General features: G+C 69.7%; 20 protein-coding genes and 1 pseudogene. 8 read left to right on the plus strand and 13 right to left on the minus strand.

The window, feature by feature from the left end; all coding sequences use genetic code 11:
- Window positions 1–5: 5 nt before the first annotated feature.
- From ACZ3IC_RS25355 to ACZ3IC_RS25385, 7 genes and pseudogenes are all read right to left on the minus strand, one after another.
- A complete protein-coding gene (locus ACZ3IC_RS25355; protein WP_467419532.1) occupies window positions 6–470 on the minus strand; it encodes a TRADD-N-associated membrane domain-containing protein in 465 nt (154 codons plus the stop codon).
- Between the two features lie 416 nt (window positions 471–886).
- A complete protein-coding gene (locus ACZ3IC_RS25360; protein WP_467419535.1) occupies window positions 887–2,773 on the minus strand; it encodes an ABC transporter ATP-binding protein in 1,887 nt (628 codons plus the stop codon).
- Between the two features lie 74 nt (window positions 2,774–2,847).
- Window positions 2,848–3,002, minus strand: a pseudogene (locus ACZ3IC_RS25365) (MFS transporter); the annotation flags it as partial.
- A 130-nt stretch (window positions 3,003–3,132) separates the two neighbouring features.
- A complete protein-coding gene (locus ACZ3IC_RS25370) occupies window positions 3,133–3,753 on the minus strand; it encodes a TetR/AcrR family transcriptional regulator (protein WP_467419536.1) in 621 nt (206 codons plus the stop codon).
- 47 nt (window positions 3,754–3,800) lie between these two features.
- Entirely contained in the window at window positions 3,801–5,084 is a 1,284-nt protein-coding gene (locus tag ACZ3IC_RS25375) for a hypothetical protein (protein ID WP_467419539.1), read from the minus strand.
- Window positions 5,081–5,941 (minus strand): cupredoxin domain-containing protein, encoded by an 861-nt coding sequence (locus ACZ3IC_RS25380; protein WP_467419542.1) that lies wholly within the window; start codon window positions 5,939–5,941, stop codon window positions 5,081–5,083. Before ACZ3IC_RS25380 ends, ACZ3IC_RS25375 begins: the two co-directional genes overlap by 4 nt.
- On the minus strand, window positions 5,938–8,109 hold the full coding sequence (locus ACZ3IC_RS25385) for a right-handed parallel beta-helix repeat-containing protein (protein ID WP_467419544.1): 2,172 nt from the start codon (window positions 8,107–8,109) through the stop codon (window positions 5,938–5,940). The genes ACZ3IC_RS25380 and ACZ3IC_RS25385 overlap by 4 nt, the downstream gene beginning before the upstream one ends.
- A gap of 122 nt (window positions 8,110–8,231) precedes the next feature.
- Between ACZ3IC_RS25385 and hmgA the strand changes: the two genes are divergently transcribed.
- Both hmgA and ACZ3IC_RS25395 read left to right on the plus strand, forming a co-directional pair.
- A complete protein-coding gene (hmgA, locus tag ACZ3IC_RS25390; protein ID WP_467419547.1) occupies window positions 8,232–9,560 on the plus strand; it encodes a homogentisate 1,2-dioxygenase in 1,329 nt (442 codons plus the stop codon).
- A gap of 83 nt (window positions 9,561–9,643) precedes the next feature.
- Window positions 9,644–10,411: a GntR family transcriptional regulator gene (locus ACZ3IC_RS25395; RefSeq protein WP_467419549.1), complete on the plus strand. Its 768-nt coding sequence runs from the start codon at window positions 9,644–9,646 to the stop codon at window positions 10,409–10,411.
- 296 nt (window positions 10,412–10,707) lie between these two features.
- On the opposite strand, the gene ACZ3IC_RS25400 is transcribed toward ACZ3IC_RS25395, so the two are convergent.
- A complete protein-coding gene (locus tag ACZ3IC_RS25400) occupies window positions 10,708–11,415 on the minus strand; it encodes a TetR/AcrR family transcriptional regulator (protein ID WP_467419551.1) in 708 nt (235 codons plus the stop codon).
- Window positions 11,416–11,479: 64 nt separating this feature from the next.
- Here ACZ3IC_RS25400 and ACZ3IC_RS25405 point away from each other — a divergent pair, with 64 nt between their 5' ends.
- Window positions 11,480–12,457: an ATP-binding cassette domain-containing protein gene (locus tag ACZ3IC_RS25405; protein ID WP_467419553.1), complete on the plus strand. Its 978-nt coding sequence runs from the start codon at window positions 11,480–11,482 to the stop codon at window positions 12,455–12,457.
- Window positions 12,454–13,281: an ABC transporter permease gene (locus ACZ3IC_RS25410; RefSeq protein ID WP_467419555.1), complete on the plus strand. Its 828-nt coding sequence runs from the start codon at window positions 12,454–12,456 to the stop codon at window positions 13,279–13,281. The genes ACZ3IC_RS25405 and ACZ3IC_RS25410 overlap by 4 nt, the downstream gene beginning before the upstream one ends.
- Before the next feature lie 262 nt (window positions 13,282–13,543).
- Here ACZ3IC_RS25410 and ACZ3IC_RS25415 read toward each other — a convergent pair whose 3' ends face one another.
- Both ACZ3IC_RS25415 and ACZ3IC_RS25420 read right to left on the minus strand, forming a co-directional pair.
- Window positions 13,544–13,807, minus strand: a complete 264-nt coding sequence (locus ACZ3IC_RS25415; protein ID WP_467419558.1) for a hypothetical protein — start codon at window positions 13,805–13,807, stop codon at window positions 13,544–13,546.
- 269 nt (window positions 13,808–14,076) lie between these two features.
- Window positions 14,077–14,886: an SGNH/GDSL hydrolase family protein gene (locus ACZ3IC_RS25420; protein ID WP_467419560.1), complete on the minus strand. Its 810-nt coding sequence runs from the start codon at window positions 14,884–14,886 to the stop codon at window positions 14,077–14,079.
- A gap of 215 nt (window positions 14,887–15,101) precedes the next feature.
- On the opposite strand from ACZ3IC_RS25420, the gene ACZ3IC_RS25425 reads away from it, so the two are divergent.
- Window positions 15,102–16,196 carry a DUF5925 domain-containing protein gene (locus tag ACZ3IC_RS25425; RefSeq protein ID WP_467419563.1) on the plus strand — a complete coding sequence of 365 codons (1,095 nt, stop codon included), beginning with the start codon at window positions 15,102–15,104 and terminating at the stop codon, window positions 16,194–16,196.
- Window positions 16,197–16,277: 81 nt separating this feature from the next.
- On the opposite strand, the gene ACZ3IC_RS25430 is transcribed toward ACZ3IC_RS25425, so the two are convergent.
- Window positions 16,278–16,655 carry a GntR family transcriptional regulator gene (locus ACZ3IC_RS25430; RefSeq protein WP_467419564.1) on the minus strand — a complete coding sequence of 126 codons (378 nt, stop codon included), beginning with the start codon at window positions 16,653–16,655 and terminating at the stop codon, window positions 16,278–16,280.
- Window positions 16,656–16,724: 69 nt separating this feature from the next.
- Between ACZ3IC_RS25430 and ACZ3IC_RS25435 the strand changes: the two genes are divergently transcribed.
- Complete coding sequence (locus ACZ3IC_RS25435) at window positions 16,725–17,645, plus strand: GNAT family N-acetyltransferase (RefSeq protein ID WP_467419567.1); 921 nt, start codon at window positions 16,725–16,727, stop codon at window positions 17,643–17,645.
- Window positions 17,626–18,153 carry a ribonuclease FAU-1 family protein gene (locus ACZ3IC_RS25440; protein ID WP_467419569.1) on the plus strand — a complete coding sequence of 176 codons (528 nt, stop codon included), beginning with the start codon at window positions 17,626–17,628 and terminating at the stop codon, window positions 18,151–18,153. The genes ACZ3IC_RS25435 and ACZ3IC_RS25440 overlap by 20 nt, the downstream gene beginning before the upstream one ends.
- A 192-nt stretch (window positions 18,154–18,345) precedes the next feature.
- Here ACZ3IC_RS25440 and ACZ3IC_RS25445 read toward each other — a convergent pair whose 3' ends face one another.
- Complete coding sequence (locus tag ACZ3IC_RS25445) at window positions 18,346–19,974, minus strand: IS200/IS605 family accessory protein TnpB-related protein (RefSeq protein WP_467419572.1); 1,629 nt, start codon at window positions 19,972–19,974, stop codon at window positions 18,346–18,348.
- A gap of 465 nt (window positions 19,975–20,439) precedes the next feature.
- Here ACZ3IC_RS25445 and htpG point away from each other — a divergent pair, with 465 nt between their 5' ends.
- Window positions 20,440–22,374, plus strand: a complete 1,935-nt coding sequence (htpG, locus tag ACZ3IC_RS25450; protein ID WP_467419574.1) for a molecular chaperone HtpG — start codon at window positions 20,440–20,442, stop codon at window positions 22,372–22,374.
- A gap of 128 nt (window positions 22,375–22,502) precedes the next feature.
- On the opposite strand, the gene ACZ3IC_RS25455 is transcribed toward htpG, so the two are convergent.
- Window positions 22,503–24,062, minus strand: coding sequence for a methyltransferase domain-containing protein (locus ACZ3IC_RS25455; protein WP_467419577.1), 1,560 nt, complete (start codon window positions 24,060–24,062; stop codon window positions 22,503–22,505).
- Window positions 24,063–24,247: the final 185 nt, after the last annotated feature.

Here is a 24,247-nt window from a genome sequence, read left to right on the forward strand (position 1 = left end):
AACGCTCAAGCAGAACCGGGCCGATTCTGGTCCCCGTTGGCCTCAAAGAGCTTCAGTGAGGCGTGAATGCTTTTGAGATCTGCTGCGGCGCCGCTAAGTTCCAGAGCAACGGCTGCCGTCAGGTTATCCCTGAGTAGTGGCTGCTGGACCTGCTCGATGAGGTCTAGGGCCCGTACTGCCCGAGCATTCTGCTCTGCGTCCTCACGAAGGTCAGCCAGTACTTGAATCATCATCCTTCGCTCCTCCGCACGGTTACGGAAGAAGAAGAACGACAAGACCTGGGAGAGGGCTCCAGCAGCAGTCATGACCACAGCCAACACCAGGTCATCCGAACGATAGATGCCGACCAAAACCCCAGCCGCGATGATCACATATCCTAGGAGCGCTGCGCCGATCGCAGCGAAGAAGCTGACATCGGCTCGTCGGCCGACCTTGACGTAGTAGGTCTCCAGAAGCTGCGAGAGAGCCACCTGCGCTGGGGCTTGTGTCCCCTCGGGTGGTGCCTCCGTTGCTCCTGGTTCAGGAACACCTGTCTCAGCTTGGGTCCTGGCTCGCAGACGGTTGACCGCCGCTGTCCAAGCCTCAGTGCCCGCCGCCGACGCAAGAGTGCTCGCCGCTGCTGCCGCAATCGCCGTGAAGGGATCCGCCACTACCGCCCCCGTTCGTCAGTCGAGCTGACAGGCTACCGGTCGGCCGCGTGCCCCAAGACAGAAGTCCAGGCATGACCCGCCAATCCCGAGGACCTGTCGCCATGACTACTCACGGTGATCATAGCCGCCCAACAGTCGAGGAATACACGACTCTCGATTACGCGAGGTCGCCAGTTCGATACCCCTTCCGGATTCCCCGGCTGACTGTCGTTCCGTCGCCGTGGCGGCGGCCGTTGTCAGCCGAGCGGTGCGGGTTCCGTGCCGGGGCTCTCGAACTGGGTGCGGTACAGCTCCTCGTACCGGCCGCCGGCCGCGAGGAGTTCTTCGTGCGTGCCCCGCTCCACGATCTGCCCGTTCTCCACGACCAGGATGAGGCCGGCCGCCCGTACGGTGGAGAGCCGGTGCGCGATCACCACGGCGGTGCGTCCCGCGAGCGCTTCAGTGAGCGCCTCCTGGACGGCCGCCTCGGAGGTGTTGTCCAGATGGGCGGTGGCCTCGTCGAGGATGACGACGCGCTGGCGGGCCAGGAGCAACCGGGCGATGGTCAGCCGCTGTCGTTCGCCGCCGGAGAGCCGGTAGCCGCGTTCGCCGACGACGGTGTCGAGCCCGTCGGGCAGCGAGGCGACCAGATCATCCAGGCGTGAGCGGCGCAGTGCGTCCCAGAGGTCCTCCTCGGTGGCTTCCGGGCGGGCGAGCAAGAGGTTGGCGCGGACCGATTCGTGGAAGAGGTGACCGTCCTGCGTGACCATGCCGAGGGTGTCGCGCAGGGTCTCGGCGGACAGGTCGCGTACGTCGATGCCGCCGATGCGTACCGAGCCCTCGTCCGTGTCGTACAGGCGCGGCAGCAGTTGCGCGATGGTCGACTTGCCCGCGCCGGACGAGCCGACGAGCGCGACGGTCTGGCCGGGCTCGGCGCGGAAGGAGACTCCGCGCAGCACTTCGCCGCCGCCGCGGGTGTCGAGGGTCGCGACATCCTCGAGCGAGGCGAGGGAGACCTTGTCGGCGGAGGGGTAGCCGAACCGGACCTGGTCGAATTCCACGGACACGGGGCCCGGGGGGACCGCCCGCGCGTCCGTCTTCTGGGCAATGAGCGGCTTGAGGTCGAGGACCTCGAAGACCCGCTCGAAGCTGACGAGGGCGCTCATCACCTCGACGCGCGCCCCGGCGAGAGCGGTGAGCGGTGCGTACAGCCGGGTCAGCAGCATGGCCAGGGAGACGACGGCGCCGGCGTCCAGCTGTCCGCGCAGCGCGTAGAACCCGCCGAGCCCGTAGACCAGAGCGAGCGCCAGCGCGGACACGAGGGTGAGGGCGGTGATGAACGCGGACTGGGCCATGGCCGTGCGTACCCCGATGTCGCGCACCCTGATCGCTCTGGCGGCGAATTCCGCGGACTCGTCGGCGGGCCGGCCGAAGAGCTTGATCAGGGTGGCGCCGGGTGCGGAGAAGCGCTCGGTCATCCGGGTCCCCATCGCGGCGTTGTGGGCCGCGGCTTCCCGCTGGAGCCTCGCCATCCGTGCACCCATGCGCCGCGCGGGCAGCACGAACACCGGCAGCAGCACCAGGGCGAGCGCGGTGATCTGCCAGGAGATGGAGAGCATCACGGCGAGGGTGAGGAGCAGCATCACCACGTTGCTGACGACGCCGGAGAGGGTGTTGCTGAAGGCGCGCTGGGCCCCGATCACGTCGTTGTTGAGGCGGCTGACGAGCGCGCCGGTGCGGGTGCGGGTGAAGAACGCGACCGGCATGCGCTGCACATGGTCGAAGACGGCGGTGCGCAGGTCGAGAATCAGCCCTTCGCCGAGATTCGCCGAGAGCCAACGGCTGACCAGGCCGAGTGCCGCCTCCGCGACGGCGATCACGGCAATGAGCAGGGACAGCCGGATGACGGTGCCCTCGTCCTCGCCCGCCACGATCTCGTTCACGACCCGGCCGGCCAGGACGGGGGTGGCGACCGCGAGCAGCGCCGTCGCCACGCTCAGCATCAGGTACAGGGCGACCCGGCGCAGGTGCGGGCGGGCGAACGCGGCGATGCGCCGCAGGGTGGCCCGGTCGAAGGGGCGTCGGTCCGCTTGCGCGTTCATGACGTTGTGGAGTTGCGTCCACGCGGTGGTTTCCATGCTCATGGGAGGAACGTACGACCTCCAGCGGGCTTGAGGTCAACGCCCGGCCTCAATCGGTGCTCCTGGACGTCGCGGCCCGGGATGTCCTTGGGCAGAGAGATGCCCGCGCAGAGCAATCCGGGCGGCAGACAGGTGGTGGTGAGCAGCGCCGTGCGGCCGAGGACGCGAAGCATCGGGTCATCACCAGGCGGCAGGCGATGGTGGCGGCGGCACGCAGACTGAGCAGCAGCCCGCTCACCCTTGAACTCCCACCGGAGTCGGCGGCGCGGATGACGCCGGGGCGCGCCTCACAGCCGCGGGACGGGGGACGGGGGACCTCACGGTCTGGCCCAGAACTCGTGCGCGGAACGCGGCCCTCGCGGTCACTCCAGCACGTGTGCGAGGTAGGCCCGGAGCAGGACACGGGTCTCGGCGACGATGGCCCCATCGCCCGACGGGTCAGTGCGGAAGGCGAGTTGGAGGAGGGCGTCGGCGGCCTCGACGCAGACCAGGACCGTCCGGAGCAGATCCCCGTCGGGGGCGCGGCCGAGATGCCCGGAGAGTAGTTCGGTGAGCCGGCCCGCGACCCGGCGGTTGGCATCACCGGCCGGGTCGTCGTCGGGGGCCGGTGCGCCGAAGTCGACGAGGGCGAAGCCGGGTACGGAGCGCTTCATCGCCAGGTACTCGTCCAGGACGGCATCGATGGCGCTGCGCCAGTCGGCGGCTGGGATGGCGGCGAGGCGGGCGGTGATGCGTTCGGCGTAGCTGTCCAGGTTGCGCCGGGCGAGTGCGTCGGTCAGCGCGCGCTTGTTGGAGAAGAACCGGTAGACGGAGCCGATGGGAACCTCGGCGCGGACGGCGACGGCCCGGGTGGAGAGCTGCTCGTAGCCGGTCTCGTCGAGGAGTTCGGCGCAGGCATCGAGTATCCGGACGAGGCGTTCGGCACTGCGCTGCTGCACGGGTGCGCGGCGGAGGTTGGTGTTCGCATGAGGCACGGGCTCCATGATGCCGTGGGTCTCCTCTGCGGGCGGGCGGGTGTTTGATGTGGCCCTCAGGCGATGAGCAGGGACAGCCCACCGATGGTGTACGCGATCATCAGGACCAGCAGCGGGAGTTGCCCCGCGACGGCGCGGCCGGGCGGAAAGAGGCGTACGGACCGGTCGTGGGCGGCGATGACGCCGAGTACGTGACCGAGGACGATCGCGGTGACCTGGAGCGTGGCGACGCCGCCCGGACCCAGGGGCGGCTCGGGCGGGGCGGGACTGTCAGTGCCGGATGCCACCATTACTGTGCGTGGCCCTTCGGTGACGAAGAGCGTGAAGTAGTGGGCGATGAGATAGCCGAGGGCGATCGGGACGAGCGAGTGCGCGAAGGAGGTGAGGGGGTGGCGGAGTTGACCGGAGATCAGCCGGGTGGCGCCGGTGCACAGGGCATAGAGGGTGGCGACGAGGGCGACGGCTCCCAGGAGTCCGAGCGTGGCCGCGGTGGTGCGGCCCAGGGGTGAGGTCTGGACGGCGGTGATCCAGGAGGGGGCGTCGGAGAAGCCGTCGTAGGCGGTGGAGCCGAGCATGACGCAGACGGTGGCGACGAGCCCGGGGGTCTGCGGGGTGGCGTCGAGTCCGTTGAACGGGGAGCGGAGTACGAGGCGGCGGTCGGCTGGGCGGCGGCCGAGCGGGGAGAGCCGGGCGAGCAGCCCCGAGTAGACCTCGAAGGCGTCCGCCCGTTCGAACCATCCGGCGCCGTGGCGGGCGGCGCCCGCGAGGTGGACGGCGGCATGGAGGGAGAGGAAGAGCAGAAGGGCGGTGGTCGATGCGGGGTCTGGGGCGACGAGTTCGAGCCAGGTGAAGGCGAGGAGCCCCGCCGCGGCGGGCCACAGACCGAGGCGTACGGGAAGCGGGCGGCCTGCGGCGGGGTCGCGGCCGAGCGCACGGCAGACGAGGAGATGGATGGTGCGCAGCGGGTTGAGCAGTCGCCAGACGGGGCCGAGAAGGAGTGAGGCGGGGACGAGCCCGACCCAGAGGAGTACGTAGACGGCTCCGGGGGCCGGGTTGCGGTCCGCGTCGTCCGGACCGAGGAGGAGGTGAAGCGTGACGAACAGTGTGGCGGCCAGGGCGAGTGCCCGCACGGCGATACGGGTGGTGCGGGCGTCGGCGAGGCGCTGGACGGCGACCGGGAGCGGGCGGCCCGCCCGGTCGCCGCGGAATCGGGAGGCGGACCAGAGCAGGCCGAGCGCGAGAAAGGAGGCGAAGAGCGCGGCGAAGGCTCCGGCGAAGGCGTAGAAGGGCGACAGCGGAAGGTCGTGCTGGGCTCCGACGCCATGGGCGAGGACGCTCACCGTACGACGAGTTGGGTCAGGAGCAGGTCGGACTCATGTGTCTCGACCTCGAAGAGCCCGCTGCGGTCGGCGGTGAAGGTGAGGGTGACGGTCTTCCCTGCGGGCAGCCGGGCCTCCTTGTCGTAGCCATGGACGTGGAGGGTGTCGGCTCGGTCGCTGCGGACCCGGAGCTCGACGGGCCGGCCCTTCTTGATCTCGGTGCGGCCGGGGGCCGGGCTGACCTTGCCGTGGGAGACGACGATCTCGAGCGTCGCGTCGGGCCGGGGCGCTTCGGGTTGGCGCTCCTCGGGGACGGTGGGCTGTGCGGAGGCAGTGGTGAGGGAGGTGGTGGCCTGGATCGGGGCGGAGTTGACGGCCCAGGCGGTGTGGTCGTCGGCATAGAGCCGGGCGGTGAGGCGGGTGCCGCCGTCGGCGCTGCGGACGAGGGAGCCGGGAAGGTGGTACCAGGAGCCGTAGACCCGGGCGAGGGGGTGCCCGTCGAGGAACAGTCGGGCGTGGCCGCGCCCGAGGAGAGCGGCGCCGCCCACGCTGTCCGGGGTGAACCGGAAGTTCTGCACGGAGAGATGGACGTTCCACCCGTCCTCGGAGTCCGGCCGCACGACGACCGTCACCGCGGGGGCACCCTTCGCGTCGACCTGGCGCAGCCGGTGGCCGGAGCCGTCGTCGGCGGCGAGGAGCCGGCCGACGCTGCCGCCGGCCTGCTCGTGGCTGGTGCCGGGTTTGTGGTGGGTGGTGGCCCGCCCGCCGCAGGCGCTCGCACCGAACACGAGAGCGCCTGCGGTGAGCACGGTGAGTGCTGCGACGACCGACCGGGCAGGCCTCGGCTGCGGCTGCGGCTGCTTACGGGACCGCTTCACGATCCGTCTCCTTCCGGAGCGGGGGCGGGTGCCGGTGCGGGAGCGGGTGCGGGGGCGGGTGCCGGGGTGACAATGGCGTCCACGCCCGCGTCCGGGGCAGGGCCCTCCTCCGACGCACCTTCCTCACCCGACGCATCCCGTTCACCCGACGCATCCCGTTCACCCGGCGCGCCCCGTTCGCCGTGGCGGGCGGCGGCGACCACGGCCCACAGCACCCAGATCACGCCGAGCAGTCCACGCACCCATGCCGGGCTGAGCGGGATCCACGGGATCATGAACACGGCCTTGTCGACGGCGTCGAGCAGGGTGAGGGCGCCCAGGACGACCGTGGTCCAGCCCAGCCAGGGCCGTTCGCCGCGCAGCACCAGCCCGATTCCGGTCCACCACACCCCGATGAGCAGCAGTGCCAGCGCGGGCACATAGGTGGAGGCCAGCCCCATCGTCGATCCGGCCACATCCAGCCCGAGGCCGATCGCACCGAGCACCGTGGCCGCGGTGGCGAGCCCGCTGCCGCGCAGTCTGCGCCACCACAGCACCCCGCCGACCAGCGCGAGCACCACCGCGACCGCCAGCACCATCTGTACCTCGATGCGCTCGATGCCCCGCGCCCCGTACCAGTCGCAACCGGCCGGCAGCCGCCGCGCCTGCACGTTGTAGTCGGCGCAGACCAGCAGGTGGGCAAGTTTGACCGGTTCTCCGACGAGCCGGTCGGTGCGTCCGGACACGGCGCCGCGCTCGGACCCGCAGATGGGCAGGGCGCGTGGGGAGGACGGCCCGGCGTCCGACTGCCAGCAGTTGCCTTCACCCTGGCCGTCCCACCACACATCGGTGCGATTGGGCCGGGAGTTGCCCGCCTTGTCCGTACCGAGGTGGTTGCCCGCGTACCGGTTGTGGTGGGAGGTGTCGGTCTGCTTCGAAAGCGCGCTTTCGCCGCGGATGAAGGCGGGGACGGCGCTCAGGAAGAAGGCGGCGCGCTTCTGCCCGTAGATCCAGTTGTTCTCGTACAGGTTCCAATTGCCGCCCGCGGTGATGATGCCGGTGCCCGGAGGCATGGAGATCTGCGGGCAGACGACCCCTTGCTCGTAGCCGCGGTCCACGGGCGGCTTGGCGCAGGTGCCGTCGGCGACGTACGGGTAGTAGTCGGCGTTGTTGTCGTGGATCAGGTTGCGCTCGAAGCGGGCATGATTCTGCGGCAGTCCGGGGTGGCCGGGGAAGGCGCTGTCCATCGAGGCGCCGCCCATGTTGTGGTCGAACTCGTTGTCGTGGACATAGACAGAGTCGCCCGCGGTGCCGGAGTAGCCGACCATGTTGTGATGGCTGCGGCAGCCGGTGATCTCGATCGAGTAGCGCGGGACCTCGTAGCCGTACGCGTCGTTGATGTCAGACGCGCTGCCGGGGTAGATGCCGGAGTCGCCGTTTCCGTACGACTCGCAGTTCTTGTACAGCCCGTGGTCGCTGGCGAAGGTCAAAAAGCCGTACTCGTCGTTCCACCGGGTGAGGACGTCGTCGATGACGAAGCCGTCCTGCGCCAGGATGTAGAGGGAGTTGAAGGTGGTGCGCTGCGCGGTGAAGTTCTTGAAGTAGACGCCGTCGGATCCGTCCGCGCGGATCGCGTTGAGCTTCTGGTACTTGGCGTCGATGACGACATCCGTACGCTCGGCGCCCGTCCCCTCGATCTGGAGGTTCTTCTTGCCGAGGATCGCCACCAGGTTCTGGTTGTGCGGGCACTGCGTCTGCTGCGCGTAGGACAGGATCTGGTAGCCGAGCTGGGAGTTGGGCGCCTTCAGCCGGGCGCACTTGCCCGTCGGCTCAGGCAGTGAGGGCTCCTCCTCGTACAGGCCGGGCAGAATCGCGATGGTCATGCCGGGCCTGCCGACCGCTTCGACGGCCTGCTGCAGATGGCGGTAGCCGGACTGCCGGCACCGGTCGAACAGCTTCAGGTTCCGGTCCTTCAGCCCGTTCGGGAAGCCGGATATGCGGCGCTCGAAGTCCGCCCGGTCGCTCTTGCAGACCAGCAGATCCGGTTCGCCGGTGCGGTATTCGGGGACACTGCCGGTTCCGTCGGGCAGGGTGACCGGACGTTCCTCGTGCGCCTGGGCGGCCGGAGCCGCGAGGAGGGCGACGGCGAGCGCCGCCAGGACCACCAGAAGTCTTCGTGTCCACGACATGTGCGCGAGAGTAGAGCATTGTTCAGCTTTTGGAACCCCCTTGTGCGTCACGGATGCCGTTGACGCACCGCGATTCGATTCCTACGGTTACCCATAGGATTCCTTCGGCACCGGGAGCGCACATGAGCGGCATCGAGCAGGCGAGGAAGACGGCGGAAGGGCTTGCGCATTCCGCCGGTTTCGGCAATCAACACAGCTCGGAGGCGGTGCCGTGGGCACTGCCGCACGGCCGCAACTCGCCCCAGCGCCCACCCCTCGGGCTCTACGCGGAGCAGTTGAGCGGCTCGGCCTTCACCGAACCACGGGTGCACAACCGCCGTTCCTGGCTCTACCGGATCCGCCCGTCCGCCGCGCATCCCCCGTTCGTCCGTATCGACAACGGCGCGATCCGAACCGCCCCGTTCACCGAATCCGTGCCCGACCCCAACCGGCTGCGCTGGGATCCGCTCCCCGAGCCTGCGGCCGGGACGGACTTCCTGACCGGCCTGTGGACCCTCGGCGGCAACGGCGACGCGACGCAGCGCACCGGCATGGCCGTACACCTCTACCACGCCAACGCGTCCATGACCGACCGGGTGTTCAGCAATTCCGACGGCGAACTGCTGATCGTCCCCGAGCGGGGCGGCCTGCTGCTCCGTACCGAACTGGGCCTGCTGCGCGCCGAACCGGGACACATCGCACTGATCCCGCGCGGCATCCGTTTCCGCGTGGAGCTGCTCGACGCCACCGTCCGCGGCTATGTCTGCGAGAACTACGGCCAGCCGTTCACCCTCCCCGACCTCGGCCCGATCGGCGCCAACGGCCTGGCGAACGCCCGGGACTTCCTCGCCCCCGTCGCCGCGTACGAGGACGACGAACGCCCGGTGGAAGTCGTCAACAAGTTCTGCGGAAACCTCTGGTCCGCGACCTATGACCACTCGCCGCTCGATGTGGTCGCCTGGCACGGCAACCACGTCCCGTACGTCTACGACCTGCACCGTTTCAATGTCATCGGCTCGATCAGCTACGACCACCCCGACCCGTCGATCTTCACGGTGCTGACCTCGCCGTCCGACACCCCCGGACTGGCCGGCGTCGACTTCGTCGTCTTCGCGCCGCGCTGGCTGGTCGGCGAGGACACCTTCCGGCCGCCGTACTTCCACCGCAATGTGATGAGCGAGTACATGGGCCTGATCGAGGGCGCGTACGACGCGAAGACGGCCGGCAAGGGCGGCTTCGTCCCGGGCGGCGGCTCGCTCCACAACATGATGTCGGCGCACGGCCCGGACCGGGAGACCTTCGACCGGGCGAGCGAGGCGGAGCTGAAACCGCAGAAGATCGACGACGGTCTCGCCTTCATGTTCGAGACCCGCTGGCCGGTGACGGCGACCGGGCAGGCGGCGGGCGCCGACCATCTGCAGCGCGGCTACGACGACGTGTGGCAGGGTCTGAGCCGCAACTTCAGGCCGTAGGCAACGACGCCGCTTCTCGGCCCCCGCGTCGTCGCGTCCGCTGTGTCGCAGTACGGAGAGACCAGGTGACCCAGGTGCCTCAGATGCCCAAGCTGCCCCAGGGACCGGCCTTCGCCCCCGATTCGCTGGTCCTGAACCGCAAACTGCCGCTGTGGTACCAGGTTTCGCAGTCGTTGCGCGCCTCGATACTGGGCCGTACCAAGGACGCCTCGGCGCGGCTGCCGACCGAGGAACAGCTCGCCGCGCACTACGGCGTCAGCGTCCTCACGATGCGCCAGGCGCTCAAGGAGTTGGAGACGGAAGGGCTGATCAGCAGGCACCGGCGCCGCGGCACCTTCATCGAGCCACGCGCCCGCCGGGTGTCACCGGTCCGGCTGCTGGGCTCGATCGACGCGATCGTCGCCCAGCAGTCGGGCGAGCGGACCGTGGTCCTCGGCCATGGTCCGGTCGCCGTGCCGGGCGACCTCACCGAGCACTTCCCTCACTGCGCGGAGGTGGTCAGCTACCGCAGGCTGCGCCGCGACGGGGAGAGCGACGAGCCCACCAACTGGGCGCAGAACACGGTGCATCCCGAGGTCGCGGTCCGGCTCGATGTCGCCGATCTCGAACGCTGGCCGATGACCAAGGTGCTGCGCGACCGCGTCGGTGTCCGGATCGCGCGCATCACCGACACGGTCGAGGCGCGCCTCGCCGACCCGCTTACCACCGAACTCCTCCAGGTCCCGCTGCTGAGCCCGATCCTGTTCTACACGGGCGTGACGTACGACGAGAGCGGCCGGGTGGTGGACGTGGCACAAATCCGCTACCGGGGCGACCGGTTCTCCTTCTCCGTCACCGTGGAAGCGCACTGACTTCCGCTCGCTGCGCGCGGCCACGATGCCCAGGAAGCGGGCGGACGTGGCGATGTGGAGGACGGCACGGTGGCAGCGCGGGCGGTGGGCGGCTCCGGCGACACCCGGGCCGGGGGCGCTCCGCTCCTCGACGACCTGGTGCCCTGGCCCGTACGGCCGTTGCGCCCCGGACGCCCCTGGGTGATCGCCCCTGATGCCGCCTCACCGAAAGCGCGCCGGGAGCGACTGATGCGGGCCCGAACGACGACCGCGAGCGACCGGCACCCTGTGCAGCGCCTGGTAGCGGGGACTACGCGCTACCGATCGAAGGAGTCCAGCACCCTGTGCAGCGCCCGGTCGAAGACCCCGTCCAGATCGATCGGCCCGGGGTCCTCGGCGAAGCCCGCCGCCATCCGCGGATACTTCCCGGTCGCGATCTGGCTGATCAGATAGCCGGTGCGCGCGGCGTGCTCCTGCTCCTCGGACCAGGGCAGCGACCGGCTGCGCTCCGCCGTGGCGATCTCATTGGCCACATAGGTGGTGACCACACCATTGACCATGGCGATGAGCTCCATCTTCTCGCCGAACCGTGCGTCGACCCCGTCCAGACAGCTGAGCGAGTACTCCAGATACCGCAGGGAGTTCGGGCTGAAGCCGTACACGGGTGACATCAGCCGGGGCACCCAGGGGTGCCGGTGCATCATCGCCCGGGCCTGACGGGCCAGTGCGATGAGATCGGCGCGCCAGTCGCCGGAGGGCTCCGGGAAGTCGTACCCGCCGCTGACCGCGTCGAGCATCAGCTCGTACAGGTCCTCCTTGCGCGGCACGTAGTTGTAGAGCGACATCGTGCCGCAGCCCAGCTCCGCCGCGACCTTCCGCATGGACACCGCGTCGAAGCCCTCCGCATCAGCGATACGGACAGCGGCTGCCGCGATGTCGGCGCGGTTGAACGCGGGCTTGGGGCCGCGGCCCGCACGCTCGGGGCGCGCCCAGATCACTTCGGGTACAGCGGGTCGCCCCACCATTGATCACCACCTCTCCCACCATCGTAGTTACGTACGCCGTACGTAGTGCGATACGGTAGGTCGCATGACAACTACGTACGCTGTACTTAGTGAAGGTCTGGAGAAGCGATACGGCGACGTCCACGCGCTGCGCGGACTCGATCTCGCGGTCGCCGAGGGCACCGTCTGCGGAGTGCTGGGTCCGAACGGCGCGGGCAAGACCACCGCCGTCCGGGTCCTCACCACGCTGACGGCCCCGGACGGCGGAAGCGCCCGGGTGGCGGGCCACGACGTGGTGCGCGAGGCGGGCGCGGTGCGCGCGGCGATCGGTGTCACGGGGCAGAACGCCTCGGTCGACGGCGAGCTGTCCGGCCGGCAGAACCTGCGCCTCTTCGCGAAGCTGCTCCGGTTCCGCGGCGAGGCCGTGCGCGCCCGCGCCGACGAACTGCTGGAACGCTTCGAGCTGACGGAGGCCGCCGACCGTCCGGCCCGCACCTACTCGGGCGGCATGCGCCGCCGCCTCGACCTCGCCGCCAGCCTGCTGACCCGCCCGCGGGTGCTCTTCCTGGACGAGCCGACCACCGGACTCGACCCGCACAGCCGCAACCAGATCTGGGCGGCGGTACGGGAACTGGCCGGCCGGGGCACGACCGTCCTGCTCACCACGCAGTATCTGGAGGAGGCCGATCAGCTGGCCGACGACATCGTGCTGATCGATCACGGCCGGGCCGCCCATCGCGGCACCCCCACCGAGCTGAAGGCCCGCATCGGCAGCTACGCCGAAGTGGTCGTCTCCCATGAATCGGCGCTGGTCCCGGCGGCAGGCGTCCTCGATCAGCTCACCGGCACCGAACCGGTGCTCGACCACGAGCGCCGCACCGTGGGCGCCGTCGCGACCGACGCCACGCTCACCCTGCCCCGTATCGTCCGCGAACTCGACGCGGCGGGCGTACCGGTGATCGACGCCAGCCTGCGCCCGCCGACGCTCGACGAGGTCTTCCTCCGCCTGACCGACCGCGGCGACGGCCGCACCTCCCCGCCCCTGAAGGAGACGGCAGCATGAGCAGCACCGCACTGGTCCACGAGCAGCACACCGTGCCCGCCACGCACGCGCCGGTCGCCGACGCCCTGGCCGTGCTGGGCCGCCATCTGCAGCGGATCAAAGCAGCCCCGGGCGTCATGATCCTGACCCAGACCATGCCGATCACGATGCTGCTTTTCTTCGGGTACGTGTTCGGCAGCGCCCTGGCCATGCCCGGCCAGGAGTACCGCGCGTTCCTGGTGCCGGGTCTCCTGGCGGCGACAGCGGCCAACGGCCTCATGATCGGGATGTTCCAGTCCGCGCAGGACTGCCACCGCGGGGTGATGGACCGGTTCCGTACGCTGCCGATGAGCCGGACCGCCGTACCGTTCGGCCAGACTGCCGCCGATCTGCTCACCACCGCCATCGGCATGGTCCCGCTGATCCTGGTCGCACTCGCGGTCGGCTGGCGGATCGAGGGCGGCCCGCTCGCCGCCCTGGGTGCCTTCGGGCTGCTGCTGCTCCTCCGGTTCGCCACGTCCTGGATGGGCTGCTGGCTGGGCCTGCTGATCCGCAACGAGGAGGCGGCCGGCCAGCTGGGCAGCGCCACCTTCATCCTGCCGCTGCTGTCGAGCGCGTACATCCCGACCAACAATCTTCCGGGCTGGCTGCGGACGGTTGCGGAGTGGAACCCGATCAGCGCCATGGCCTCGGCCGCCCGCGAGCTGTTCGGCAACGCGTCCCCGTCCGCCGATGCCGCCTGGCCGGTGGCCCACCCGGTGGCCGGGACGCTCGCCTGGTCGGTGGTGCTCCTCGCGGTGTTCGTGCCGCTGTCCGTACGGCGTTACGCGCGCGGCGGCGAGTGACCGCCGCGCTCACCGGGACGCGCTCGTCGCGCGAGTCGCGGCGGCCGAAAGGCTTGTTCCGGCGCTGAGCGTTCCAGCGCTCGACGTTCCGGCGCTCGGCGAGCACACCGAAGCGCTGCTGCGGGCCCTGGGGAGACAGGAGAGCAGACAGCAGCGCAGCGTAGGGATGGTGCGATCGGCCCCGAGCGGGGGGCCTGGGCGACGGTCCCTGGCCGGGTAGCCGGGCGGTGGACCTGATGCGCGGTCGTGACGGGCCGTCGGGTCAGTGGCGACTGCCGAAGAGCGAGCGTTGTAGTCGCCGTAGCGGCGCGAAGAGCGAGACCCGCGCACTCTTGCTCCGATGGCTGTGGGCGGCATCGCGCGAGGTGAGCTCACGCATCAGCAGCGTCGCCTCCGCGACCTCCCGCCGCGGGACGGCAGGGCCGCCCAGCACCGCGAGATGGCGGTCGAGGCGCGAACTCGTCGCACTGCTCCCGCATGTGATGGCAGGCACACGCGGCCTGCTGCGCATCGTTATCTGTTCCATGTCACTCCCCACCCGTACGAGGGCACTCGGCCCGGGCAGGTTAACCCTATCCCCCCGCGACGACACCCGTGTATCCCGGTCGCAGGATGAGCACACACATACGGAGGTTGATAACCGCCCCCCGAATCCACCCGATTCCAGGGCGAGTTGGACAGAACGGAAGCACTCCTCCCGCAACGTATCGCCGGAGTGCCGGACGGAGATCCCTACGGACGGGACCTCCTGCCCGTCAGACGACTGAACGGGTCCGGCACATGCACGGGGAGGGGTCAGGCGGCCGAGTCGAAGACGGGCAGATAGCCGCCCGACTGTCCGGCCGCGGTGGGGTGGTACGACTCACCGATGTTGAGCCAGTTGAGGCTGCGCAGCCAGGCGCTTCCGGAGCAGATCTCGTGCCCGGTGAAGTTCCCCGTGACATCGGCGAAGGTGAAGCCGTGGTCGGCGGCGCGCTTGGCGGTCGCCGCGTTGAGGTAGTCGGCGGCGCCGTTGATCGCAGTGCGCACCTTGTCGCTCAGTCCGACGACACAGCTGCCGCCGATCTTGTAGAAGCGCGGATAGCCGATGACGACGACATGGGCGGACGGCACCTTGGTGCGGATCGCCGAGTACACCGAGTCGAGGTTGCCGGGCAGCGTGGTGTCGACATAGCCGCGGGCCGTGGCGATCCGGCTGAGGCAGGTGGCCTCCGACTGGAGGACACACGTGGTCATGACATCGGCGAAGCCCGCGTCGTTGCCGCCGACGGAGATCGAGACGAGGTCGGTCGAGGCGGTCAGCGGTCCGAGCTGACCGGCCTTGACGTCACCCGTACGGGCGCCCGAGCAAGCGGTGAAGGAGAAGGACGAGGGCGAGTTGGCGGCGGCCCAGAGTGCGGGATAGGCCTTGGTGCTGCGCTTGCAGTCACCGCTGGCGCTGTCGTAACTGCCGGATCCGACACCCGAGGAGTACGAGTCCCCGAGAGCGACGTAGTCGACGGCCTGGACAGACTGTGCGGCGTTGGCGGTCGCCGCTCCGGTCAGAGCGAGTAAGGCACCGAGCAGGAGCGAGGACGAGAACGCCACGAGTCTGGACATCTTCATGGAACCTCCCTTGGACCGACCGGCAGGCTGTCCGCCGGACTGCCATGTCCGTGGTAGCAGTACCCACACCCCTACTGGAAGTGTCCATGCCAAGTTGCCTCAATGAGTTCGCCTGTGCGCCCCCCTGAGGTCGCGTCATGTCCCCGGCCCACTGCCGGGAGGAAGGTGGTGAAACCCGGGTGCGCCGGGTGGCCCCTTGCCGGATCATGGGCGCCATGTCTGCCAACCCTGAGTCCGCTCTGCCGATCCGGCTCACCGTCGACGACAGCGATTCCCCGTCCGACGTCGTCGACGCGCTGTTCCTCGGCCGCTTCGCGACGGGCGAGCAGCCGTACTCGCACAGCTCCTCCCTCGACCGCGTCAAGGCCGGGGCCACTTTGCTGCCCCCGGCCGCCAAGGTGCTGCGCGCCGCCCGGGACGACGACCGCAGTGCCACGCTCGCCGAGGGCGACGGCTGGACACTGCTCATCTCCCGGTGGAACCGCGGCGCCGATGTCACGGTCACCGCGACCGGCCCGGAGCTGGCGCAGAAGATCCTTGACCAGGCGACGGACGGCGCCCGGGACGAACCGGAGCCGCAGCCCGAGAACGTGACGATGGGCTTCTGGTACGTGTCCCCTCGCCGCGGCCCGCACCGCACCACCCGTCAGATCGCCGCCGGCACCTGGGACGAGGTCCGTAACAACTACACGGCACCGGTGGCCGATGCCATGGACCGGCTGATGAAGGTCACACCCGACGACATCGCCGGCCGCCTGCTCCTGCTGCACGGCCCGCCCGGCACCGGCAAGACGTCCGCGCTGCGCACGCTCGCGCGCTCGTGGCGGGACTGGTGCCAGGTCGACTGTGTGCTCGATCCGGAGCGACTCTTCAGCGACGTCGGCTATCTGATGGACATCGCGATCGGCGAGGACGACGGCACGGCGAAGGGCCGTTGGCGGCTGCTGCTCCTGGAGGACTGCGACGAGTTGATCCGCGGCGAGGCCAAGCACACGGCGGGCCAGGCACTGTCCCGGCTGCTGAACCTCACCGACGGGCTGCTGGGCCAGGGCCGCAATGTGCTGGTGGGCGTCACCACCAACGAGGACCTGGAGCGGCTCCACCCGGCCGTGGTCAGGCCGGGCCGTTGCCTCGCCAGGATCGAGGTGGGCTCACTGACCCGCCAGGAGGCGGTGGCCTGGCTGGGTACGGAGGAAGGGCTCGGCCGCGAGGGTGCCACGCTCGCCGAGCTGTTCGCGCTGCGGCGCGGCAGCGGTCCCGCGTCGGTGCCGAAGCAGGATTCCGGTGCGGACGCGGGCCTGTATCTCTGAGCCCGGTGGCCGGACGGGCGGGAAGACCGGGCCGTCCGGCGATGGAGGACGAACCGGCCGCCGGACGGCCCCGGCCCCGACTCACCGCGCCGCGTACGCCGCCCGCACCGCGTCCTCGGCCAGGGACAGCGCCTCGGCCCGGGACAGGCCCAGCCGACGGGCCTGCTCCGCATACTCCTGCGCCGCGGCCGCCGCATGACGGTCCGCCGCATCACCGGCAGCGGCGATGAACGTGCCATTGCGGCCACGGGTCTCGATCACCCCGTCGGCCTCCAGCGCCCGGTACGCCTTGGCGACGGTGTTTGCGGCGAGGCCGAGCTCCTCGGCGAAGCCGCGTACGGTCGGAAGTCTGAAACCGACGGGCAGCGCGCCGGAGCGGGCCAGTTCGGAGATCTGCGTCCGCAGTTGCTCGTACGGGGCGGTACCGGCATCCGGATCAAGGGCGATCTTCAGAGTCACGCGCTGATTGTCCCCCACCGCCGGAAAATCAGCGGCGCCCCGTGCGGGTCCACGCGTAACGTCCGGCCCATGACTGTCCTCGTTCGCGACTTCCTGCCCGCCGACGCAGAGGCCTGGGTGCAGGTCCGGCGTGCCGCACTGCCCTACATGGTGACGACTCCCGAGCAGGTCACCTTCGATCTGGCCTCCGCCCATCCCGACAAGCGCTACCGGCTGCTGGTCGCCGAGGAGGACGGTGAGCTCATCGGGACCGCACAGGCCGGTCTCCTCCACGACAGCCCCGAACCCGGCCAGGCGTTCTGCAATCCGTACACACATCCGGACCGCACCGGGCACGGGGCAGGTGGGTTGCTGCTGAGTACGGCCGAGGAGTACCTGGCGCGGGAGGGCGCGCTCGCGCTCTACACCTGGGTGCTCGACACCCCGTCGAACCGCGCATTCGCCGAGAAGCGCGGCTACGCGCCGAGCCGCTCGGCGCACTTCCTCCATCTCGACCTGGCAGGCGACTCTCTGCCGCCCCGTCAGGAACTGTCGGCGGATGTCGAGCTGCGTACCGCCGCGGACTTCGCGGCCGACCCGCGCCCGCTCTTCGAGGCGGACGCCGAGACCACGGCCGACGAGCCGAGCGACACCCCGGCCGAACTGTCCGACTACGAGGACTGGCTCAAGGAGATCTGGCACCGGCCCGGATTCGACCATGAGCTCACCTCGGTCGTGATGGTCGACGGAGAGGTGGCGGCGTTCAGCGCGGCGCAGACCGATGGTCTGACCCGCTACATGTCGGGGATGACCGGCACCCGCCGGGCGTACCGCAACCGCGGCCTGGCCAGGCTCGCGAAGAACGACTCGCTGCATCGGGCACGCGCCGCCGGGTACACGGACGCGTACACCGGCAATGACGCGGACAACGGTCCGATGCTGGCGGTCAACCGATGGTTCGGCTACGAGATCTGTGCGACGGAGGTGCGGTATGTCCGAAAGCTTGGCTGAGACGACACTGGTGGTCACTCTGGTGAAGGCCGGGCGGACCAAGATCCGCTACCCGGCGGATGTGATCCACGACGACGGCACTCGTGTGACGGTGCGTGCGCCCTGGGCGGCGCCGGGGGTCCGTGACTTCGGCTTCGTACGGTTCGAGCCCGGTGACGTGTTCACCGAGCACTATTGGCGCGACCTCCCCCATAGCCTTAAGGGCATGGGAGGTGCCCCCTCGTTCGCCGTGAAGGAGGTCCGTACCGGCGCGGGCGAACTCAAGGGCTGGTACTGCGACATCACCTGTCCCGCCGAGCTGCGGGACGGGGAGCTTCTGATCGAGGACCTGGACCTCGATCTGTGGGTGTCGGCGGACGGCTCGTCCGTACTCCGGCTGGACGAGGACGAGTTCGAGGAGAGCGGTCTCGCCGCTCGCGATCCGGCGGCGGCCGAGGCAGCCCGTCGGGCGCTGGACGAGCTGGAACACCTGGCCCGCACGGAGGGCCTCGCGGCGCTTTCGGCCTGACCGCGCAAAGGCATTCGTTCCGGGTTCCGGCCGGGCCCTGTGCGGTCCGCCCGGAGCCCGTCCACCCGCGTCCGTCAACCCTCGGCGCGATGACCGCAGCGGAACAGGGCGTTCGGCATGCTGAACGGGACGTTCTCGAAGGAAGCCTCGACCTCCTTCATCGAGGAAGGCAGATCGAAGGCAACACCGTTCCTAGCCAGTGTGCGTAAGTGAGTCCTGGACCCACTGGTGCGTTCTGGGCGCATCCCGAACGGTTTTGGATGCGCTGGGTTGCCGCTTTCTCGTCCCGTTCGGCGGCACGTCTCCGGGGGCGTGGTCCGTTGCGGGTGGGCGGGTTCCCTCACGCCCTTGGGTGCCTGGTCCGGCCTGGGCGGTCCGATGCCTCGCACGATCGCTCCGGTCGTGTGGGGGCGGTGCCGTCCGACGCCGGATCGGGTGTCCGAGGGCGCGTCGTCCGATCGCGATACCGGCGGCATCGTGACGGGACATCTTTCGCTTGGGGGTGGCCAGCGGTTTCTGCCAGTGCTGGGCACCCCACAAGGAGGTGTAGGCGGGGTCGACCGCGATGATCGCGAGGCCCTGTTCGGCGGCCATGGAGACCAGCCGGGCCTTGAGCTTCCCGGTCGGGATGCTGGAGATCAGCTGCCGGAACCGCTTCTTGCGGCCGTGCTTCTCGCGGGTCTTCTCGGTGGTGAAGTCGAGGTCTTCGATGGCGATCGCGGTGGCACCGGCCTGCTTGGCCCAGTTGATCAGGCGGGTCAGGGCGTGGCGGATCTGTGCGTCGCGGTGAGCGGCGGTGCCGGACAGGTCGTAGAAGAACCGCCGGGGCTCGCCGATGGGGTTGCCGTGTGGGTCGAGGCGGTAGGCGGCGAAGTGGTCGGCGTTGGTGTCGACGCCGATCATGCCCCGGGCGCGGGCGGCCTCCAAGGGGATGGTGTGCACGACGGGGCGTTGCCAGGAGGCGGTGAGGTACCAGCGGCTGCGTTCGGTGTCGAGGTGGATGCGGTAGGCGACGGCCCGGTTCGTTTCGATGCGGTCGGCCCACTCCGCGCCCCGGTGCGCGAAGCCGATACGGACGGTGAGGGTGTACCGGCCATGAGGGGCGTTGGCCAGGTGTGCGAGCGGGGCAGGCAGCCTGATCGACACTTCACCGTCCGGGGTGACGCGGATCGTCTCGTTCCCGAACCGCTTGCCCGACTCGCCGTCGGCGGCGATGAACCAGCGTTCCGCCTCCCAACGCTCCCGCCACCGGTCTTCGGTCAGCTGGGCCTGGGTGAGGTGGTGGCGGGTGTTGAGGAGACGTCTGCCGCCCCGCACCACCCGCACCCGCCCGGCCTGCCGGTCGGCAACAACGGCCGCATGCCGTGCCTCCAGCGCGGCAAGACGGCGGGACTTGTGGAACCACTCGCCCTTGGAGCGGTAGCCGCCCGCAGCCCGCTTCGTCCCGGGTTCACCGATCGGGAGGGACAGGCGGTACCGCAGCGCCCTGATCCCGGATTCCAGCGTCTGGATGTGCGCGGCCTGACAACGGCGCGCCAGCGCCCACTGATCGTGCGTGGCCTTGGTGATCGCACCCGCGATCCGCGACGACGACAGCGGCGTCAGGCCCCGCTTACGCGACGCCCAGGTGTCCGCGCTGTGCTCCAGACCATCCGCACAACGAGCCCTGAGATCACGGGATGCCAGCGCGCCCTGATGCTCACCGACCGCACGCAGAACCGTCTCGTCCCGGGGCGTGAGGTGCTTCAGACGGCCCCGGACCGCCACCCCGCAAGGCCCCGGCACCACAAAGGGCGCGGCCACCTCCCGCACACCACCCACCACAACACCCCCCACCAGGCCGGACGCCTGCCACCCAGCCCAACGAGCAACAGCCGCCAAGGTCACCCATTCGGCCCCAGAACTACCGTTCCCGCCCCGCGAAGCCGCCGACAGGACTCACTCCTGCTCACCACAGCGCACTCCAGCTCAGTAAACCGACAGCAGCTCATAACCCCCTCCGCCGTGTAGCGACGCCGACATCCTGGGCGTACCGGCCGAAGCCCCTGCTCGTCCGCGAAGGCATCAGCTGCACCCCCGATGGCGAGCCTGTGCTCCGTCTTGGCGACGCATCCAGAAAGAGCGCGCCCGATTCGTACTGAATTTCCCTGAGTTCGGTACGGCCCTGTCGCACGAGCCGCACAAAGGACACTCCTGACCGGCGGAACGCAGTTTCCGTGATGACCAGTTGATCTACAGTTCTCAGGTCAGTTCTCCACCCGGTGGCCTGAGAAGGAATCACGGATTATGCCCACTGAGACGTTCGAGTTTCAGGTGGAAGCGCGCCAGCTTCTGCAGATGATGATCCACTCGATCTACTCGAACAAGGACGTGTTCCTGCGCGAACTCGTCTCCAACGCCTCCGACGCGCTCGACAAATTGCGGCTCGAAGCACTCCGCGACGACTCGCTCGGCGCGGACGTGTCCGACCTCCACATCGACATCGAGACCGACAAGCAGGCCCGTACGCTGACCGTGCGGGACAACGGCATCGGGATGTCCCACGACGAAGTGGTCCAGCTCATCGGGACCATCGCGAACTCGGGCACCGCCAAGTTCCTGCGGGAACTCAAGGAGGCCGAGGACAGCGCCGCGGCCGAAGGGCTGATCGGCCAGTTCGGTGTCGGGTTCTACTCCAGCTTCATGGTGGCCGACGAGGTCACGCTGCTGACCCGGCGCGCCGGCGAGAGCCAGGGCACCCGCTGGACATCGACCGGCGAGGGCACCTACACGATCGAAACCGTCGACAGCGCTCCCCAAGGCACGACGGTCACACTCCGGCTCAAGCCGGAGGACACCGATGACCGGCTCTACGACTACACCTCTCCCTGGAAGATCAGGGAGATCGTCAAGCGGTATTCCGACTTCATCACCTGGCCCGTCAGGATGGCCGCGGAGACTGCGTCCGCGGCCACCGGGGAAGGGGAGAACGCCGACGACGCCCCGCGTGAACCCGAGACCCTCAACTCGATGAAGGCCCTCTGGGCGCGCTCGCGCGACGAGGTCACGGACGACGAGTACCACGAGCTGTACAAGCACATCAGCCACGACTGGATCGCCCCCCTCGAGACCATCCGTCTGCAGGCGGAGGGCACGTTCGAGTACCAGGCGCTGCTCTTCATCCCGTCGCACGCGCCCCAGGACCTGTTCCGGCAGGGGTACAAACGCGGTGTCCAGCTCTATGTGAAGCGCGTCTTCATCATGGACGACTGCGAAGCGCTGATGCCCCCGTACCTGCGCTTCGTCAAGGGTGTCGTCGACGCGCAGGACCTGTCGCTCAATGTGTCGCGCGAGATCCTCCAGCAGGACCGCCAGATCCAGTTGATGCACCGGCGTCTGGCGAAGAAGGTGCTGTCGACGGTCAAGGACATGATGTCCGCCGACCCGGAGCGCTACGCCACGTTCTGGCGGGAGTTCGGCCGCGTCCTCAAGGAGGGGCTGCTGAGCGACTTCGAGAACCGCGACGCCATCCTCGGTGTCTCCTCCTTCGCCACGACGCACGACAAGGACGAGCCGACCACTCTGCGGCAGTACGTGGAGCGGATGAAGGACGGGCAGGAGCACATCTTCTACCTCACGGGTGAGTCCCGGCAGGCCATCGAGAACTCTCCGCACATGGAGGCATTCCGGGCCAAGGGCGTCGAGGTGCTGCTGCTGACCGATCCCGTCGACGAGGTGTGGGTCGAGGCTGAGCCCGAGTTCGACGGCAAGCGGCTGCGGTCCGTCGCCAAGGGGGAGGTCGACCTCGGCACCGAGGAGGAGAAGAAGGAGGCCGCGACCGAGCGCGAGAGCCGGCAGCAGGAGTACGCGGGTCTGCTCGGCTGGATGACGGACCGGCTGAGCGAGACAGTCAAGGAGGTACGGCTCTCCTCGCGCCTCACCGTCTCGCCCGCCTGCATCGTCTCGGACACGCACGACGTGACACCGGCCCTGGAGAACATGTACCGCGCCATGGGCCAGCCCGTCCCCCACGTCAAGCGCATCCTCGAACTCAACCCGGAGCACCCGCTGGTCAGCGGCCTCAACCGGGCCCACGTCGAACGCGGTGAGGACACCGGCACGGGACTGGAGGAGACGGCTGAACTCCTCCACGACCTGGCACTGCTGGCCGAAGGCGGCGAACTGGGCGACCCGTCGCGCTTCGTCAGGCTGATGGCCGACCGCCTTGAGCGCACTCTGTGAGCGAAGGCCACGAATCCCCGGCTTGTTGGGCCCCTGATCCGCAGGACCGTACCTGCCGGCCGGACCGGATCTGATCCGGCGGACCGGCTTCAGGTGTTCTGAGTTGTCCCGCGACGCCGCGGGACAACTCAGAACAGGCCCTGATCCCGGCGCCGCGCCCATATGTCGGTGTGCGGCGCCGGCTCCTCCGGCGCGGGTCGGGCCTGCCGGATTCCCGCGACCAGCTCCACCTCGTACCCGGCCGCGTCCTCCAGGTAGGCGGCGACGTGCCCGTCCCCGCCCGCGTGCGGGTAGCGGTCCGGGAAGAGCTGCCGCCAGCCGTGCTCCGGGGCCCTGGCCACCAGTGCGTCGAGGGTGGCCCGGTCCCGGACGTGGAACGCCAGGTGGTTGAGCCCGGGGCGGCGGCGGTCGTGCGTCCCTCCGGTCAGGTCGGGTGACCGCTCGACCACCACATAGCTGTCGCCGCGCCGCCAGCTCCGCCCATTTTCCCAGCTCTGGTACGGAACATGGCCCAGCTCGCCGAGCAGCCAGCCCCATCCCTGCTCGGCCGCCGGAAGATCGGGCACCCACAGTTCGATGTGGTGCACCCCACCGGTGCGGGCCCCGCCGGCCGGCAGCGGGACGGCGCGGCGGATGCCGTGCGGCTGGTACGCCACGGTGTCGCCGTCCTCGTGCCAGTGGATCAGGAAGTGCTCCCCCGCTCGGTAGCCGTCGAGGCCCGCCCGGCAGTAGGCGACGATGTCGTCCGGGAGTGCGTCCAGCGGGAACCACGCCAGCTCGGAACACTTGTCCGGTTCACGGTTGCACGGCGGGCGGCCCGGGTCGTACTCCGCCTCGAAGAACCAGCCGGTCCTGGGACTGCCGCCGGGGCCGCGGTGCTGCATGACCAGGGCGACCCGCAGCTCGTCCGGGCCGAGTTCGACGCCGATCTCCTCGGCGGCCTCACGAATCATTGCCTCGCGGACGTCCTCACCGTCCTCGACATGTCCGGACGGGCCGTGGAACAGCCCGTCCGCGTACCCCGTATTGGCCCGGCGGGCGAGCAGGACGTCGGGGCCGCGGCGGAGAAGCAGATGCACATCGACGACCTCGGTGTGCCGCCGCGGAGGTTCGGCACGGACCACCAGGGCGTAGCGCTCGTCGTCGACCTGTCTGCCCCACAGGGCCGGGTCGTCGGAGAGCCGCTCGTGGTGGATGCGTTCGGTGAGTCCCGAGAGAAATCCGGTCAGCCGCTCGGCGGAGAGGCCGACGCCTCCCCAGACGCCTTCGATCAGGATCAGCCGGCCGCCGGGCCGCAGCAGGGTGAACCAGTGGCGCAGGACCGCCGCCGGATCGGGCAGCAGAAACACGACGTGCCGGGCCATGATCACATCGAACTTCTGCTTGCCGACCGGTGGTTGGGCCGCGTCGCCGAGAAACACCCCGGTACCGGTCCCGGCGAGCTTGGCCCGCGCCTGCTCCAGCATGCGCGGCGACCGGTCGACGGCGGTGACCCGGTGCCCCTGCCCGGCGACGAGCAGTGCGAGGCTTCCGGTGCCGCACCCCAGGTCGAGCACGTCGGAGCGCTCGCCGGGCAGCCAGCTCTCCAAGCGCTGCGCCCAGGCGTGCCGGACCGCCGGGTCGAGCAGTCCGTGGTCGGGCTCCTCATCGAAGGAGTCGGCTGCGGAATCCCAGTCGATCGTCGTCATGAGCCGATCGTGCCATCCGCCACTGACAGAGTCGATCAGCCGGTCAGCCACTCGCGGTGGCGGAAACGGTGGTACACGCCGTCCACGCGCCGCTCCACCAGGCGTGTACCCGCAGTGCGGGCAGCGCTTCCGGTCCTCCCGCACCGGGACGTCGACGTCGGTGCGCGGCCGGATCGCGGGAAGGC

The organism is Streptomyces sp. NPDC002958, from assembly GCF_055563255.1.